The organism is Microbacterium sp. 3J1 (assembly GCF_001049495.1).
Classification (GTDB): Bacteria; Actinomycetota; Actinomycetes; order Actinomycetales; family Microbacteriaceae; genus Microbacterium.
The window spans coordinates 50,979-67,581 of record NZ_CDWI01000007.1; the positions used below are offsets into that span (position 1 = coordinate 50,979).

A 16,603-nucleotide genomic window follows, 5' to 3' on the forward strand; every position below is an offset into this window, starting at 1 on the left:
GCGCGCGGGGCGGATGCCGCGGGCTAGAGGCGCTCGACGAGCGTGGCGTTCGCCATGCCGCCGCCCTCGCACATGGTCTGGAGGCCGAAGCGTCCGCCGATCGCGTCGAGGTGGTCGACCAGCGTGCCGAGCAGCCGGGTGCCCGACGAGCCGAGCGCGTGGCCGAGGGCGATCGCACCTCCGCGGGGGTTCAGCTTCGCAGCATCCGCCCCGAGCTCTGCCGCCCACGCGAGCGGCACCGAGGCGAAGGCCTCGTTGACCTCGTAGGCGTCGAGGTCGTCGATCGAGAGTCCGGCGCGCTCGAGAATGCGCCGGGTCGCCGGGATGGGTCCGGTCAGCATCATGAGCGGGTCGTCGCCGACGACCGAGAAGGCATGGAACCTCGCCCGCGGCGTGAGCCCGAGCTGCTCGGCGCGCTCGGCGCTCATGAGCAGCGCCGCGGAGGCCCCGTCGGTGAGCGGCGACGAGTTGCCGGGAGTGATGCGCCAGTCGAGGTCGGGGAATCGGGCGGCGAGGGCGTCGGTGCGGAACGCCGGCTGCAGACCCGAGAGGGCGGATGCCGTAGTGCCCCGCCGTACGGTCTCGTCGGCGACGGCATCCGGCGCTTCGGCCACCCCGACGACCGTGCGATCGAAGAATCCGTCGTCCCAGGCGGCGGCGGCACGCCGGTGCGATTCGGCCGCGTAGGCGTCGAGGTCGTCGCGATCGAGGCGCCAGCGCTGGGCGATGAGCTCGGCGGACACCCCCTGATTGACCAGACCCTCGGGGTAGCGCTCGCGCAGGCGGGGCGACATCGGGCTGCCGCCGGCCGCCGAGGATCCTAGCGGCACGCGGCTCATCGACTCGACCCCGCCGACGATGACCGCGTCATACGCACCCGCCATGATTCCCTGAGCGGCGAAGTGCACGGCCTGTTGACTGGATCCGCACTGCCGATCGATGGTCGTCGCCGGCACCGTCTCGGCGAACCCCGCAGCGAGCACCGCCTGCCGGGCGATGTTCGACGACTGATCGCCCACCTGGCTCACGCAGCCCAGCAGCACGTCGTCGACCTGCGCCGACTCGAGCCCGCTGCGATCGAGGATCGCCGTCAACACGCCGGCAGCGAGGTCCACCGGGTGCACCCCTGACAGGGCCCCGCCCGGCTTGCCGCGCCCGACGGGGGTGCGGACGACATCGATCAGGACGGCTTCGCTGCGCGTGCTCATGAGTCCCATTGTCACCCCGGGCGTGCCCGGTCGGTCGATTCGGGCGGCAGCGCCCCGCATCCGAAATACAATCGTTGGTGCGCCCGCACCCCGGCGCATCCCCCACCGTCGAGGCGCCCGCGACCCGGGCCGACCGCTCTCTCCGAGGACCGCACCATGTCCAGCGAACCCATCACCGTGTCCATCCGCCGCGAGGTCGACCCCGAGCATGTGGCCGCCGCCACCGCATGGGTGCAGACCGGCGTGAACCTCGCCCACCGGTATCCGGGGTTCCTCGGTTCCGGATGGGTGCGCGACGGCGAGGACTCGCAGATCTGGCACATGCTCTACCGGTTCGCCGACGAGAAGTCGCTCATCGCGTGGGAGCAGTCCGGGGAGCGCGAATGGTGGAAGTCGACCGGAGACCAGTTCGTGCGCAGTGAGCGCGTGCACCGCCGCACCGGCATCGAGGGCTGGTTCGACGAGCCGACCACCGACACCATCACCCTGCCTCGAGCCGACGGCACGACGACCACCGTCGCGATGGTCAGCACTCCCCCGCGGTGGAAGCAGGCGGTGTCGATCTGGCTCGGGTTCTTCCCGCTCAACCTCGCCTTCACCTATGCGCTGAGCCCCGTGCCCGGCTGGAACGAACTCCCGATCTGGCTGCGGGTGCTCGCCACGACCGTCGTGCTGACGCCGATCATGACGTACTGGGTACTGCCCTGGGTCACCCGCACGCTGCGGAACTGGCTCAATCGCTGACGTTCGGCCGCCTGGTGCGTCGGCGGCGCCCGCGCCGCGCCCGCCCGCGCCGTTCGCGCCGCCCGCCCGCCGCGCGCTGAAGCCATGCGGGGCCAATCGCGCATCGGAATCGGCCATCTCGGGTGCCGAATTGACCCCGCACCGGCAGAGGGATGCTTTTTCGACCCCGCATGGTCGGCGGCCCGCCGTGCCGCCGGTCAGAGGCCGACGACGGCCTCGCGCAGCGCCGCTTCGACGGCGGCGACTCCGTCGGTCAGCGGCCCCGGGCGGCGCACGAGGTACAGGGTGTTGATCGGGGGATCGTCGCTGGGCCGCAGATCCACCAGCCGGCCGTCGTCGAGTTCCTCGGCGATCAGATAGGTCGGCAGCACCGTCACGCCCGCACCGGCGACAGCGGCGGCGGCGAGCGCGCGGAGGTCGGGCACGGTCAGCGAAGGGTCGCGCTCGAGACGGATGCCGAACGCATGGCGCCAGTATCTCCGGAGGATCGGCACGTCGCGAGCGTAGGCCAGCAGGGGCGCCGAGGCGAGCGCATCCGGCCGCAGATGCGGTGACGGCGCGATGCCGACCGAGGGGGCGGCGACCAGCGCGAACTCCTCGTCGACGAGGCCCTGCGCCGGGAGCGTGCGACCTCGCGGGCGCACGGCCGAGATCACGAGGTCGAGGCTTCCCGCTCGGAGCCGGTCGAGCAGGTCGTCGGCGAGCCCGGGAGTCACGGTAAGCCGCAGCCCCTCGGCCACGGCGGGAGCGAGTGCCGGCACGGCGACGTGGGCGAGGAACTCCGCGGCTCCGCCCAGACGGATGACGGGGTGTTCGGCCGCACGAGGCGAGCCCATCGCCTCGGCGAGCGCATCGAGCGGCGCTGCCAGACGGGACGCCAGCTCGTCGGCATGAGCGGTCGGGCGGATGCCGCGGGCGTGGCGTTCGAACAGCGGCTCGCCGACGCGCCGCTCGAGAGCTTGCAGCTGCGCGGTGACCGACGACTGCGCGAGGCCGAGCGTGCGCGCCGCAGCCGACACGGATCCCGAGCGGTGGGCGGCGAGGAACGTCCGCCACAGCCCGACATCCTGCAGCCCATCGGAATTCCGATCACTCATATCGGCAGGCTATCGGAATCATGCCGCGACGACGCCCGTTGACTCCAGCATCGCATCCGCCCGGCATCCGCCGACCGACCTTTGGGAGCATCCATGTCCACCGTCCTCTTCGTCGTCACCGCCGCCCGCAGCTGGACCCTCTCCGACGGCACCGAGCACCCCACCGGCTACTGGGCCGAAGAGCTCCTCGCGCCGTACCGCCTGCTCACCGCCGCCGGCCACGACGTCGCCTTCGCCACCCCGGGTGGAGTTGCGCCCGTCGCCGACGCCGCCAGCCTCGCCGAGGGCGACGCCGAGTCGCTCGCCGCGATCGCTGGGCTCGCTGCGCCCTTGGTGCTCGCCGACATCGATCCCGCCGACTACGCCGCCGTCTACTACCCCGGCGGCCACGGCCCGATGCAGGATCTCGCGGTCGACAGCGACTCCGCCGCGGTGATCGTCGCGACGGTCGCGGCAGGTCGTCCGCTGGCCGCCGTCTGCCACGGGCTCGCCGCACTTCTGCCCGCCCGCACCGCCGACGGTGAGTCCGTGATCGCCGGTCGCCGCATCACGGGGTTCTCCGACGAGGAGGAGCGCATCGGCGGCCTCGCCGACCGCGCGCCGTTCCTGCTCGAGACGTCGCTGCGGTCGCTCGGAGCCGAGGTCGTCGTGAGCGACCCGTGGAGCGATCACACCCTCTTCGACGGACTGCTCATCACCGGCCAGAACCCGCAGTCGTCGGCATCCGCCGCTCGCGCGCTCATCGCGGCGCTCGCCTGACGCGCCGGTGCGCGCGCATCCGTGTGCGCATCCTTCCCGCTTCGCATCCTTCCCGCTTCGCATCCCCCGCTTCGCATCCCCCGCTTCGCATCCCCCGCTTCGCATCCCCCGCTTCGCATCCCCCGCTTCGTGCGGGGTCGATAACGCACCGGAATCACACGTTTCGGATGCGAAATCGGCCCCGCATGGAGGCCGGATGCGGAATCGACCCCGCATGGAGGCCGGACGCTCGACCTACCACTCACGAAACGGCATCCCCCGCTCTGGCACCGCTCACCACCCGGGCGGGGTCAATAACGCACCGGAATCACACGTTTCGGCTGCGAAATCGGCCCCGCATGGAGGCTGGATGCGGAATCGACCCGCACCGGCGAATGGATACTCAATCCACCACTCACCGGACGGCATCCGCCCGCTCTCGCACCGCTCACCACCCGGGCGGGGTCGATAACGCACCGGAATCACACGTTTCCGATGCGGAACTGGCCCCGCATCGAGGCCGGATGCGGAATCGGCCCCGCATGGAGGCCGGACGCTCGACCTACCACTCACCGGACGGCATCCGCCCGCTCTCGCACCGCTCTCCCCCCGCGCGGGGTCAATAACGCACCAGAATCACACGTTTCGGATGCGGAATTGGCCCCGCATGGAGGCCGGATGCGAAATCGGCCCCGCATGGAACTCCACTACGAAGTCCCCCCGGGTGGGGTCAATAACGCACCGGAATCACACGATTCAGCCCCGAAATCGACCCCGCACGGAACTCCGATGCGGAATCGGCCCGGCCCGGCTCAGATCGCGGCGATCCGCCACGAGGCCGCGTGCGTGGCACCGGGCTCGAGGACCACGAGATCCACGCCGGAGCTGAACGCGTCGGGCGGACACGTCATCGGCTCGACCGCCAGCCCGATGCGATGGCTCGCGGCGATCCCGGGGGTGTCGGCCGTGTGCACCTGCACCCACGGGCAGCGCTCGTCGAAGCTGATCGCGACGCCGGTACCGGCATCCGATACGAGCCGCACCTCGGCGACGCCGCTGTCGCGCGCGAGCGCCGTGAAGGCGTGGTCGATGAAGACGTCGGCGATGCGGCGCGGCGCGCGGAAGTCCCACTCCGGATGCTCGTCGACGGCCTCGACCGCCACCGGGCTGAGGCGGTCGGGCGTCACCGTCAGCACCTCGGATGCCGGCAGCGTGAGCGTCCACTCGTCGACCCGGCCGTCGGAGCCGGCCACGAGGTACGGATGCGGTCCGGTGCCCCAGGGCGCGGCATCCGCCCCGAGGTTGTGCGCGGTGACGGTCTGGTGCAGTCCGTCGGCGTCGAGGCGGTATTCGACCTCGACCTCCACGCGGAACGGATAGCCCGACTGCGGCTCGATGACGGCTGCGACGACGACCCGGTCATCGAGCACCAGGCGATCCTCGAACTCCGCCCAGGCGAGCAGCCCGTGCAGGGCCTGACCGCGAGCGGGCTCGGTGAGCGCGAGCCGGTGCTCGATGCCTCCGAACGTGTAGCGCCCGTCGACGATGCGGTTCGGCCACGGCGCGAGCGTGGCGCCGCGATACGCGGGACGCACCTCGTCGGCGTCGAACGGCACGACGAGGTCTCGTCCCTCGTATGTCAGTGAGCGCAGCGACGCACCGACGCTCGCGATCACCGCCTCGTACCCGTGCGCGGCCAGAGACAGCTGACGACCCGATCGCGGCCGATCGATCCCCGACATCAGAGACCCTGCGCGAGACGGTAGTAGGCCTGGTTCCAGCGGACCTGCTTCTGGAACTCGGGCAGCGTGGTCGACTCGTCGATCACGAGCAGCTCGACCTCTGCCATCTCGGCGAAGTCGCGGAAGGTCTCGAGACCCACCGCCGTCGACATCACGGTGTGGTGAGCGGCACCCGCGGTCAGCCAGGCCGCGGCCGACGTGGTGAAGTCGGGGGCGGGCTTCCACACCGCGCGCCCCACCGGCAGCTTCGGCAGCGACTGCCGCGGCGGCACGTTCTCGACGACGTTGGCGGTGAGGCGGAATCGGTCGCGCATGTCGCTGAGCGCCACGACGATCGCGGGCCCGGGGTCCGCCGTGAACACCAGGCGCACCGGATCGTCCTTGCCGCCGATGCCGAGCGGATGGATCTCGAGCGTCGGCTTCGCGGTCGTGAGCGAGGGCGAGACCTCGAGCATGTGCGCACCCAGGATCAGCTCGTCACCGGGGGTCATGTCGTAGGTGTAGTCCTCCATGAGGCTCGCGCCTCCGGGGAGACCCGCGCCCATCACGTTGGCCACGCGCACCAGAATGGCGGTCTTCCAGTCACCCTCGGCGCCGAAGCCGTAGCCCTCGGCCATCAGACGCTGCACCGCGAGGCCCGGCAGCTGCGTCAGCGCGCCGAGGTCCTCGAACGAGGTCGTGAAGGCGCCGAAGCCGCCCTCCTCGAGGAACGAGCGAAGACCGACCTCGATCGCGGCCCCGTCACGCAACGACTGGTGGCGCTCACCACCGCGACGCAGCTCGGGCACGACCTCGTACAGCTCCTCGTACTCGGCCACGAGGGCGTCGACATCGGAATCGGATGCCGCGGCGACGGCATCCGCCAGGTCGTTCACGCCCCACGTGTTGACCTGCACGCCGAAGCGCAGCTCGGCCTCGGTCTTGTCACCCTCGGTCACCGCGACGAAGCGCATGTTGTCGCCGAAGCGGGCGAGCGTGAGCGAGCGGGCGGCGGCGAGGCCTGCGGCCGCCCGCTGCCAGGTCGCGATCTCCCGGCGCACCCGAGGATCGCTCGCGTGACCGACGACGGTCTTGCGCGGGACGCCGAGGCGCGTCTGGATGTAGCCGAACTCCCGGTCGCCGTGCGCCGCCTGGTTGAGGTTCATGAAGTCGAAGTCGATGTCGGCCCAGGGCAGTTCGACGTTCGCCTGCGTGTGCAGATGGGCGAGCGGCTTCTGCAGGGCGTCGAGACCGGCGATCCACATCTTCGCGGGGCTGAACGTGTGCATCCACGCGATGAGGCCGATCACGCGGTCGTCGGCGTTCGCCTCGAGCGCCGTGCGCTTGATCGCCGCGGCATCCGTCAGCACCGGCTTCCAGACGATCCGCACCGGCACCTCGCCGGCCTCGTCGAGGATGCGGGCGATCTCCTGCGACTGTTCGGCGACCTGCGCGAGGGTCTCGGGTCCGTAGAGGTGCTGGCTGCCGGTGAGGAACCAGACCTCGTAGCCGTCGAGAGAGGTGGAGAGCTTCGGCATATCGGGCCTTTCAGGGGGGGCGCTGAGCGTGTCGGATGCGTCAGAGTGCGGTGGTCGCGGCGGCTTCGATGGTGAGGCCGGAGCGGTAGCGGTCGAGGTAGGTGGCGAATCCCTCGACGTCGGCGGGGTCGGGGTCGGAGACCGAGAGGGATGCCGCGGCGAAGACGTCGCGCTCGAGATACTCGCTCAGCGAGCTGTCGTCGGCATGCGGGAGGTACGACGCGAGCACCGCGATGCCCCACGCTCCGCCCTCGGACGCCAGCTCGCCGACCGCGACGGGGGCGTCGAGCGCTCCGGCCAGGAACCGCTGCGCGACTCCGGCGGTGCGGAACATGCCTCCGTGCGCGAACATCCGGTCGAGCTGCACGCCCTCGGCGGCCAGCACCTGCATCCCCAGCGCCAACGTGCCGAACACGCCGTAGAGCTGGGCGCGGGCGAAGTTCGCGAGTGTGAAGGCACTGTCGGGCGTGCGCACGAACAGCGGGCGCCCCTCCGTGAGGCCCGCGATCGGTTCGCCGGCGAGGTGGTTGTAGGCCAGCAGGCCCCCGGCATCCGCCTCGCCGCCGAGCGCCTCACGGAAGAGGGTGTCGAACACGGCGTCCTCGTCGAGCGGCTGTCCCGCTGCGGCCGAGAACCGGCTGAAGAGTCCCGCCCACGCGGCGAGCTCGCTGGCGCCGTTGTTGCAGTGGACCATGGCGACGGCATCGCCGGCAGGCGTCGTCACCAGGTCGAGCTCGTCGTGCGGTACGGCGAGCGGACGTTCGAGCACCACCATGGCGAAGATGCTCGTGCCGGCGCTCACGTTGCCGGTGCGCGGCGAGACCGAGTTCGTCGCCACCATCCCCGTGCCGGCGTCGCCCTCGGGAGGGCAGAAGGGGATGCCGGGGCGCAGCGCTCCCGTCGGATCGAGGAGCGCCGCACCGTCGGCCGTCAGCGCGCCGGCGGGGGCTCCGGCGGGGAGGACGGCGGGGAGCAGACGTCGCACGGATGCGGGGAGGCGGTCGACCGCCACGGAGTCGTATGCCGCCAGCATCCGCTCGTCGTAGTCGCCGGTCGTCGAGTCGATCGGGAACATGCCCGACGCATCGCCGACGCCCAGCACGCGCTCACCGGTGAGCTTCTCGTGCACGTGGCCGGCGAGGGTCGTCACGTGGTGGAGGTCGGGCACGTGCCCCTCACCGTCGAGCACCGCCTGGTGCAGGTGCGCGATCGACCAGCGGAGCGGGATGTTCACGCCGAGCAGGTCGGAGAGCTCCGCCGCCGCGGCTCCCGTGTTCGTGTTGCGCCAGGTGCGGAACGGCACGAGCAGCTCCCCCTGCGCGTCGAACGCGAGGTAGCCGTGCATCATCGCCGAGACGCCGATCGCCCCGAACGTCTCAGGACGGGCGCCGTGGCGCTTCTCGGCGTCGCCGACGAGGTCGGCGTAGGCCGCCTGCAGGCCCTGCCAGACCTCGTCGAGACCGTACGTCCAGAGGCCGTCTTCGAGTCGGTTCTCCCAGGCGAAGGATCCTGTCGCGAGGACGTCGGTGGCGTTCGGCCCGATCAGGCAGGCCTTGATGCGGGTCGACCCGAACTCGATGCCGAGGCTGGTGCGGCCTGCGCGGATGTCCTCCTCCGCCCCCTGAGCCGGCCTGGGTCCCTGAGCCTGTCGAAGGGTCATCGCCGAGCATCCGAATTCTGTCCGTAGACGTTCTGGTAGCGGTCGAAGAGCCGGTCGATCGCAGTCTGCGGGAGGGGGATCACGGGTCCGGCCTCGCGGGCGAGGTGCACCGTGCGAGCGACGTCCTCGACCATGACGGCCGCCTTCACGGCATCCTTCGCGTCCACGCCGATCGTGAACGGCCCGTGGTTCTGCATGAGCACGGCGCGGCTGCGGTGTCCGGAGAGGGTCTCGACGATGCCGCGGCCGATCGAGTCGTCGCCGATGATCGCGAAAGGGCCCACCGGGATCGGGCCGCCGAACTCATCGGCCATCGCAGTGATGACGCACGGGATCTCCTCGCCGCGCGCTGCCCAGGCGACGGCGTACGTCGAGTGCGTGTGCACGACGCCGCCGACCTCGGGCATGTGCCGATAGACGTAGGCGTGCGCGGCGGTGTCGCTGGAGGGCGAGCGCTCGCTGCCGGCCGTGCCGGGGATGGCGGCGCCGTCGAGGTCGCAGAGGATCATGTTCTCGGGAGTGAGATCGTCGTAGCTCACGCCCGACGGCTTGATGACGAACAGGTCGGCGCCCGGCACGCGGCCCGAGACGTTGCCGCCGGTCCAGACGACCAAGCCGTTGCGGACGAGTTCGCTGTGCAACCGGCTGACGTCCTCGCGGACGGTCCGGATGGCTACATCGACCTCTGCAGAGAAGACGGGGGCTTCGTTGCTCACGGTACCTCGGGTTGTTCGCGGCCACTGTGACCGGTCACAGCAGTGTGTCACGGGGTCGTGCCGCGGGTCAAGGCGCCTGGGCGCGGCGGCCAGTCGTGCACAACTCAGCAAGAACGGCGACGGCCACCCGCGCACGTCACGGAATCACGCGGGTTCGGCCGAGGGCCGGCAGCATCTGTGCTGAATCGTGCACGCCGCCTCGGCCCAGGGTCTGCCGCCCAGCCCGACACCTGCCGATTCAGCGGGGCGGGCCGACGGAGTCGCGGCGCACCAGCACGGGCGCCACGGGGGCGAGGTCGGATGCCGGGGCCACGGCGCCGTCCGCAAGGGCCGCCGCCACGGCGCGGCGCGCCAACTCGTCGAAGTCCTGCCGCACGGTCGTCAACCGCGGCCAGTAGTAGGCGGAATCCGGGACGTCGTCGAACCCGACGACGCTGATGTCACCCGGCACCGCGAGCCCGGCTTCGTGCAGTCCGCCGAGGAGTCCGAGTGCCATCTGGTCGTTGGCGGCGAACACGGCCGTGACGCCCGACTCCCGCACCGCAGCCGCCGCCGCATATCCCGATCCGGCCGCCCAATCGCCCTCGATCACGGGTCCGGCCGTCAACCCGCGCGCGGCGAGCTCTGCAGCGAACCCCTCGGCCCGGGACTCGGCCTCGAGCCAGTCGGCGGGTCCGGCGAGGTGCGCGATGCGCGTGTGCCCGGCGTCGGCGAGCGCCGCGACGGCGAGCCGCGCCCCGGCGGCCTGGTCGACGGACAGGCCACGTGCCCCACGGTCGGCGGCGTGCAGCGTGACGACCGGCACGCCGATGCGCAGGGCGTCGAGCGCTTCGAGCGTGCGGGCATGGGGCGCGAGCACGACGATGCCCTCCACGCCCTGGACGACGAGGTGATCGACGGCGGCGATGACGGCGTCCGCGTCTCCCGCATCGGCGAACGCGGCGCTGACCCAGTACCCGGCATCGCGCGCCGACGCCTCGAGAGCCGCGAGGCTCCGCGACGGCCCGTACTGCAGGGCGTCGGACGCGAGCACCCCGAGTGTGCGGGAGCGACGCGTACCCAGCGATCGGGCGGCGTTGTTCATGCGGTAGCCGAGCTCGGCCATGGCGGCGAGCACGCGTTCCCGGGTCTCGACCGCGACTTCCGGATGCTCGTTGAGCACCCTCGACACGGTCTGGCGCGACACACCGGCACGGGCCGCGACGTCGCGGACTCCGATGGCCCTGCGCTGGTCGCTGTTCGTGTCGCTCACGCCGACGAGTGTATGCCGAGCGGCCCGCCCCGCCCGTCAGCGTGCCACTCTGGTGACATGCGCATCGCACTCACCGGATCATCGGGCAAGCTCGGCACCGTCGTCGCGCGGGAGCTCCGCGCCCAGGGTTATGACGTCATCGGCATGGACGTCGCAGGGGTTCGCGGCCCTGACTTCGTTCAGGTCGACCTCACGGATTACGGCCAGGTGGTGGATGCTTTCACTGCGGTCGGCGATCGACACGACGGCATCGACGCGGTCGTGCATCTCGGCGCGATTCCCGCGCCCGGCATCCGCAGCGACGTCGCGACTTTCCACAACAACATGCCCGCGACGTTCAACGTGTTCTGGGCGGCGGTGCGCCTCGGCATCCGCCGTATCGTCTACGCGTCGAGCGAGACCGTGCTGGGCCTGCCGTTCGACGTGGCTCCGCCGTACGTGCCGGTCGACGAGGAGTATCCCGCCAGGCCCGAGTCGGTGTACTCACTCGTGAAGACCCTCGAAGAGCAGCTGGCGACGGAGCTCGTGCGCTGGCACCCCGACCTGTCGATCACGGCCCTGCGGTTCTCGAACGTGATGAACCCGGAGGATTACGCCGAGTTCCCGTCCTTCGACGCCGACGCTCTCGCCCGCAAGTGGAACCTGTGGGGGTACATCGACGCCCGCGACGGCGCCCAGGCCGTGCAGCGCGCCCTCGAGGTCGCGAACCCCGGATTCGACAACTTCATCATCGCCGCGGCGGACACGGTGATGTCGCGGCCGAACGCCGAGCTGCTCGCCGAGGTCTTTCCCGATGTCCCGCTCGCCCGCGAGTTCGGCCCCAACGAGACCCTGCTGTCGATTCACAAGGCGCGGCGCATCCTGGGCTTCGACCCGCAGCATTCCTGGCGCGACCACGTCTGATACCCGCCGGCCGCCTCGTCACTCCAGCCGGAACTCGATGCCCATCGTCTCCTCGGGATCGAAGAAGTGCAGGGTTCCGGATGTGAAGGGCTTCGAATAGCTGGTCGGTTGCACCGGGAAGTCGCCCCGCCAGGCTTCGAGGAACGAGAACTTCACTTCCGCGCCCTCGTCCACCAGACGCCACGTCCCGCGCGCTGTGAATCCCTTCGAGGTATCCACATCGCTGATCAAATCGAAGGAGACGCCCGTCGCCTCGAAGGTTCCGTCTTCACGGAACACGAGAGTTCCTTCATCGTCGCCGGTTGCGTCCCATACCCCCACGGGGGATCCGATCTGCGGCGTGCACCCCAGAACAGCGCCCCCGACCAGCGGAAGGCAGAGCATCATCAGTGGAAGGCGAACCCTGCGGCTGGTCATGGGAATATCGTCTCCGTCCATACGACCGTCTGGTGTTGAGCCGCCCAACTGCCGCTGTCAGCTTCGGCCGCACTCATCAACGGGTAGACGATCGGCAGGTGGCCACCACCGCTACCGGGAATGCGCGTCGCTGAGTCGATGGTGGTGTCGTTGTCGATCACGTATGTGACCTCGTCTCCTCCCTCCGTGAGCGGCTCGGATACAGACACCTGGACCCGATACGAGCCCAGGAACGACTCCGGCAGATTGCGATCCATCAGCAAGGGCTCCGGGGCCATGCCGGCCATGGTGCTGGCAACGACGTTCACGCCGTCGTTGACGAGCACTCCCAGGTTATTGCTGATGACCCGGTCGTAGCGTTCGGGGTCTCCCGGCGTCAAGTTCCCGGCGAGAAGGTCATCCCTCACTTGCTCCCGCACGCTCTCGATATGCGCGCTGCGCTTCAACATCGATACGAAAGGGGCATCCTCTCCCAGAACCACTCCCCGCTCCTGCCCTACGCTGAACTTCGTCAGGAGGTCCATCACCTGAAGGTTGGCACTGACTCGATGAGCGCCAGCGGGCGGACCGGGGACGCAGTGAAGCCCCTCCCACGCCGCAGACGCGACGCGGGCCAAGGTCCCGGCGAGCCCCTCATCGGCTGTCTTGCGCTGCTGCGCAAGCTCAGCGAGGGCAGCGGTCGCCGCCTTCGAATCCTTCATCGCCTGCTGCTCCGCTTGCAGGCGGTGCTCCAGCCCCTGCGCGTCGTTGTCGAAGAGGACGCCGCTGTGCACCTTCTCGAGGATCAGCTCCGCCGCAGCCAGATCCTCCTTCACCGGCTCCGCCTGCCGGGCGATCTCGGCGACGACGTCGCCGTACTCGATGACTGCTCGGCGGGCGGCATCCATCGCGTCAGACGAGTCCTCGAGGTCTCGGCGGAATGCGGCCGCTCGCTCGCGAAAAGCGTCGGCGCTCTCGCCGGTCCACGTCTCATCGAGGTCGCGGAGGATAGTCGTCACCGCCGCGTGCGCATCCGCGAGATCGCCGAGCTGTCGGCGTGCCCACTGAGCGACCGACTCGCATGCGGCGAGATCGCCGGCGCCGGGATCGAGCTTCGTCCAGTTCGCGGGCATCACTCGTCCAGCGCATCGACGAAGCCTGCCAGCGCCACGACATGCGCCTGTTCGGCCGAGAGGAAGTCCTTGGCCGTGTCGTCGACACCGATCGAGAGACCCTGCGCGGCGTGTTCGAACCAGGTCACCGCATCCTCCCAGCCGTCGGAGAACACCCGAGCTGCGGACGTCACGAGATCGCTCCGCATGGGCGACATGTCGAAATCGGCGATCGGGCTGCCCACGGCGAGCCCGCCCAGCGTCGCGGACATGCCCTGCATGCTCGCGTGATCGACGTAGATATGGTCGCGCACGGTTCCCCCCGGAAGTCACGTGCACGCCACTCTACGTCCTCATATGAGGCGCTTTAGCCGCCTCATGCAGTATTCCGATACTGAGCCATTCGACCCCCCGCGCGGGGCGCCGTCAGCCGTCGGTGTCTCGCGGGAGCACCGTCAGCACGCGCTCGATGTGGTCCAGGAAGTCCGACATGTAGCCGCGCAGGAAGGCCTCGGTACCGGCATCCGACACCGTGCCGTCGGCCGCGAACGTCTCGGGCGTGAAGTGGATGTACGCCTCGGGCGCCGTCATCTGTCGGGCGTTGCAGAAGCTCAGCACACCACGAAGACTCTGCTGTGCGACGGCCGTGCCGATCTGCCCGATGGATGCACCGATGACGGCTGCCGGGATGTGGTCGAACGAGTTCTGCCCCCACGGGCGGGATGCCCAGTCGATGGCGTTCTTGAGCCCGCCGGGGATCGAGCGGTTGTACTCGGGCGTCACGAAGAGCACGGCGTCGGCCGATGCGATCGCCTCTTTGAGCGCCACCGCCTCCGGCGGGTAGGCGTCGTCGTAATCCTGGCTGTACAAGGGGAGCTCCCGGATAGGGATCTCGAAGAAATCGAGCTCCTCCGGCGCCAGTCGGACCAGCGCGGTGGCCAGGATCCGATTGATGGATGTCGACGACAGGCTGCCGACGAAATACCCGACTCTGTAGGTCATGTCCGTCCCTCACCTTCCGCGCCGAGCCCCGTGCCCGGGCCGCTTCCCTCAGTCTCGCCCTGCGGCCGCAGAGCGTCCACCCCTTCTCGGGCCGTCGACGCTCACAGTCCGAGCCGTTCCGAGTACGGGTTCACCAGTCGGCGCTCGGGGTCGTACCGGCGCGCGAGGGCGGCGAAGTCGTCCCACCGCTCGTACCGCGAGCGCACCTCGGCGCCGTCGAGCGTGAAGACCTTGCCCCAGTGCGGGCGGGCGGTCTGCGGCAGGGCCGCCTCGAGCGTGGGCAGGAACGCGCGCACGGCCGCCTCGTCGGGCTTCCAGGTGAAGTGGATGCCGACGGCATCTGTCCCGTACGCCGGGCTCAACCAGAGGTGGTCGGCCGCCACCGTGCGGATCTCGTTGACGAACAGCAGCGGGGCGAGCTGGCCGGCGAGCGTGCGCACCGCCTGGATCGCGGCGACCGCATCCGCCCGGGGCACCAGGTACTCGCTCTGGATCTCGGCGCCGGCCGAGGGCGTGAACTCGAGCTTGAAGTGCGCGAGGCGCTCGGACCACGGCCCCGGAACCCCGAGCTGGTCGGTGCAGGCCTCGGGGTCGGCGCCGAGGATGGGATGCCGCTTCGCGGTCGCCGCCTCGCCGTCGAGCCTCGAGAACAGGTCGGCGCGGGTGTTCTCGCGCGCCTCGGGCTGACGCTGCTTCACCCAGATCTGATCGGCGAGGTCGGTGCGCTCCCACCTCGAGAAGATGCTGACGCTCGTGCCGATGCCGGTCACGTCGTCGAAGTCCGCGAGGATCGCATCCCACGACGGATGCTCGAACACGTGCTGCGCGACCTCGTACGTCGGCTCGACGTCGAGCGTCACCTCGACCACCGCGCCGAGCGCGCCCAGACTCACGACCGCGCCGTCGAAGTCGTCGTCGCCGCGCCGCAGCTCGCGCACCTCGCCCGTCGGAGTGATGATCGTCAGCGCTCGCACGGCGGTCGCGAGCGACCCGAGGGCGTCTCCCGAGCCGTGGGTGCCCGTGGCGACGGCTCCGGCGACCGAGATGTGCGGCAGCGACGCGAGGTTGGCGAGGGCGAGACCCTCCGCCTCGAGCCTCGGCGCGATGTCGCCGTACCGCAGTCCGCCCGAGACCCGCACGGCGTCGCGATCGGCATTCACCTCGAACAGCGCGGGCAGTCCGTCGAGCGCGATGAGCACGCCGTCGGTGTCGGCGATGTCGTTGAAGCAGTGCCGCGACCCCAGCATCCGCACCGGACCGCCCGCCGTGAGCAGCGACCGGAGCTCGTCGACCGATTCCGGATGCTCGACGCGCGTGGCGCGGTAGGTGAGGTTGCCTGCCCAGTTGCGTTCGGTCGTCATGGCGCCATGATAGCCAGCACCGGATCGCTTACATCGATGAATCGAAGCGGGCGGATAGGCTGACCGCATGACAGCGATGCCGCCGCCACGCGCGACCATGAAGGACGTCGCGGCGCTTGCGGGAGTGTCGACGAAGACGGTCTCGAACGTGGTCACCGGCACGGTCGCGGTGCGCGAGGAGACGCGGGTCAAGGTCGAGGCGGCGATGTCGCAGCTGGACTTCGTGCCGAATCTCAGCGCCCGCGGTCTGCGCAAGGGCCGCTCGGGCATCATCGCGGTGGCACTGCCCGATCTGGCCACGGCGTTCTCCGCCGAGCTCATGCACCGGCTCGTCGAGGCGGCCCATGAGCGGGGTCTCGCGGTGCAGATCGAGGAGACCGCGACGGAGCCCGAACGCGAGAAGGAGCTGCTCTCCCGCGCGCGGGCGCATCTCGTCGACGGGCTGATCCTGAATCCCATCCGCCTCGAGGACAGCGTGCTGAAGTTCGCCGACCGGCTGCCGCCGCTGGTCGTGCTCGGCGAGGTCGAGCAGAACCGGGCCGACCACGTGCGCATCGACAGTCGCCGTGCCGCCGCGGATGCGGTGCGCCACGTGCTCGCGCAGGGAGCGACCCGCGTCGCGGTGATAGGCGCGGACGACGACCCGTCGGTCGCCACCGCGACGAGTCGATCACGCCTCGAGGGCGTGCACGATGCGCTGCGCGATGCAGGCATCCCCCGCGATCCGGCTCTCGAGATCAATCCGATGCCCTGGTCGATGACCGGCGGTGCCGTCGGCGTGGACACGCTGCTGCGCCGCGGCGTCGCCTTCGATGCGATCGTGGCCCTCACCGACTCGCTCGCGCTCGGCGCGCTGCACACCCTGCACGACCACGGCATCCGGGTTCCCGACGACGTGATCGTGACCGGCTTCGACGACGTCGAGTTCTCGCGGTACACGTCGCCGTCGCTCACCACGGTCGCGTTCGATCGCCGCGCCTTCGCCGACGCTGCGCTCGCGCTGCTCGAGTCGCGGATGGACGACCGCACGGCGCCGCCCCGCGGCCTCACGCTCTCGCACCACCTGCTCGAGCGCGACAGCACGCGGGGCACCCCTCGCGGCTACCACCCCTGACGCCGCACACGCACCTGCATAGGCTCCGGCACGAACTCCCT

The 16,603-nt window shown here is 70.3% G+C and carries 16 protein-coding genes; 4 read left to right on the forward strand and 12 right to left on the reverse strand.

Going from position 1 to position 16,603, the window contains the following annotated elements; genetic code table 11:
• Positions 1 to 23: 23 nt before the first annotated feature.
• Positions 24 to 1,208 carry a thiolase family protein gene (locus BN2660_RS03700; protein WP_091228034.1) on the reverse strand — a complete coding sequence of 395 codons (1,185 nt, stop codon included), beginning with the start codon at positions 1,206 to 1,208 and terminating at the stop codon, positions 24 to 26.
• A 156-nt stretch (positions 1,209 to 1,364) separates the two neighbouring features.
• On the opposite strand from BN2660_RS03700, the gene BN2660_RS03705 reads away from it, so the two are divergent.
• The gene (locus tag BN2660_RS03705; RefSeq protein WP_091227470.1) at positions 1,365 to 1,952 is read left to right on the forward strand and encodes an antibiotic biosynthesis monooxygenase; all 588 of its coding nucleotides are present in this window, start codon (positions 1,365 to 1,367) and stop codon (positions 1,950 to 1,952) included.
• A gap of 197 nt (positions 1,953 to 2,149) precedes the next feature.
• Here the strand turns inward: BN2660_RS03705 and BN2660_RS03710 are convergent, their stop codons facing one another.
• Complete coding sequence (locus tag BN2660_RS03710; RefSeq protein WP_091227472.1) at positions 2,150 to 3,049, reverse strand: LysR family transcriptional regulator; 900 nt, start codon at positions 3,047 to 3,049, stop codon at positions 2,150 to 2,152.
• A 93-nt stretch (positions 3,050 to 3,142) separates the two neighbouring features.
• On the opposite strand from BN2660_RS03710, the gene BN2660_RS03715 reads away from it, so the two are divergent.
• Positions 3,143 to 3,808 carry a type 1 glutamine amidotransferase domain-containing protein gene (locus BN2660_RS03715; protein WP_091227474.1) on the forward strand — a complete coding sequence of 222 codons (666 nt, stop codon included), beginning with the start codon at positions 3,143 to 3,145 and terminating at the stop codon, positions 3,806 to 3,808.
• A 791-nt stretch (positions 3,809 to 4,599) separates the two neighbouring features.
• On the opposite strand, the gene BN2660_RS03720 is transcribed toward BN2660_RS03715, so the two are convergent.
• From BN2660_RS03720 to BN2660_RS03740, 5 genes are all read right to left on the reverse strand, one after another.
• Positions 4,600 to 5,529 (reverse strand): aldose 1-epimerase family protein, encoded by a 930-nt coding sequence (locus BN2660_RS03720; RefSeq protein ID WP_091227477.1) that lies wholly within the window; start codon positions 5,527 to 5,529, stop codon positions 4,600 to 4,602.
• The gene (araA, locus tag BN2660_RS03725) at positions 5,529 to 7,046 is read right to left on the reverse strand and encodes an L-arabinose isomerase (RefSeq protein WP_091227479.1); all 1,518 of its coding nucleotides are present in this window, start codon (positions 7,044 to 7,046) and stop codon (positions 5,529 to 5,531) included. The genes BN2660_RS03720 and araA overlap by 1 nt, the downstream gene beginning before the upstream one ends.
• A 40-nt stretch (positions 7,047 to 7,086) precedes the next feature.
• Positions 7,087 to 8,706 (reverse strand): xylulokinase, encoded by a 1,620-nt coding sequence (locus BN2660_RS03730; protein ID WP_091227481.1) that lies wholly within the window; start codon positions 8,704 to 8,706, stop codon positions 7,087 to 7,089.
• Complete coding sequence (locus BN2660_RS03735) at positions 8,703 to 9,422, reverse strand: L-ribulose-5-phosphate 4-epimerase (RefSeq protein ID WP_091227483.1); 720 nt, start codon at positions 9,420 to 9,422, stop codon at positions 8,703 to 8,705. Before BN2660_RS03735 ends, BN2660_RS03730 begins: the two co-directional genes overlap by 4 nt.
• 238 nt (positions 9,423 to 9,660) lie before the next feature.
• Positions 9,661 to 10,674, reverse strand: a complete 1,014-nt coding sequence (locus BN2660_RS03740; RefSeq protein WP_091227485.1) for a LacI family DNA-binding transcriptional regulator — start codon at positions 10,672 to 10,674, stop codon at positions 9,661 to 9,663.
• 57 nt (positions 10,675 to 10,731) lie between these two features.
• Here BN2660_RS03740 and BN2660_RS03745 point away from each other — a divergent pair, with 57 nt between their 5' ends.
• Positions 10,732 to 11,577, forward strand: coding sequence for an NAD-dependent epimerase/dehydratase family protein (locus tag BN2660_RS03745; protein ID WP_091227488.1), 846 nt, complete (start codon positions 10,732 to 10,734; stop codon positions 11,575 to 11,577).
• A gap of 18 nt (positions 11,578 to 11,595) precedes the next feature.
• On the opposite strand, the gene BN2660_RS03750 is transcribed toward BN2660_RS03745, so the two are convergent.
• From BN2660_RS03750 to BN2660_RS03770, 5 genes are all read right to left on the reverse strand, one after another.
• A complete protein-coding gene (locus BN2660_RS03750) occupies positions 11,596 to 11,994 on the reverse strand; it encodes a hypothetical protein (RefSeq protein ID WP_141651231.1) in 399 nt (132 codons plus the stop codon).
• Positions 11,991 to 13,106, reverse strand: coding sequence for a WXG100 family type VII secretion target (locus BN2660_RS03755; RefSeq protein WP_091227493.1), 1,116 nt, complete (start codon positions 13,104 to 13,106; stop codon positions 11,991 to 11,993). The genes BN2660_RS03750 and BN2660_RS03755 overlap by 4 nt, the downstream gene beginning before the upstream one ends.
• Positions 13,106 to 13,357 (reverse strand): hypothetical protein, encoded by a 252-nt coding sequence (locus BN2660_RS03760; protein ID WP_141651232.1) that lies wholly within the window; start codon positions 13,355 to 13,357, stop codon positions 13,106 to 13,108. Before BN2660_RS03760 ends, BN2660_RS03755 begins: the two co-directional genes overlap by 1 nt.
• A 154-nt stretch (positions 13,358 to 13,511) precedes the next feature.
• Positions 13,512 to 14,087, reverse strand: coding sequence for an NADPH-dependent FMN reductase (locus BN2660_RS03765; RefSeq protein WP_091227498.1), 576 nt, complete (start codon positions 14,085 to 14,087; stop codon positions 13,512 to 13,514).
• Positions 14,088 to 14,188: 101 nt separating this feature from the next.
• Positions 14,189 to 15,448 (reverse strand): D-arabinono-1,4-lactone oxidase, encoded by a 1,260-nt coding sequence (locus BN2660_RS03770; protein ID WP_091227500.1) that lies wholly within the window; start codon positions 15,446 to 15,448, stop codon positions 14,189 to 14,191.
• 67 nt (positions 15,449 to 15,515) lie between these two features.
• On the opposite strand from BN2660_RS03770, the gene BN2660_RS03775 reads away from it, so the two are divergent.
• The gene (locus BN2660_RS03775; protein WP_091227503.1) at positions 15,516 to 16,562 is read left to right on the forward strand and encodes a LacI family DNA-binding transcriptional regulator; all 1,047 of its coding nucleotides are present in this window, start codon (positions 15,516 to 15,518) and stop codon (positions 16,560 to 16,562) included.
• Positions 16,563 to 16,603: the final 41 nt, after the last annotated feature.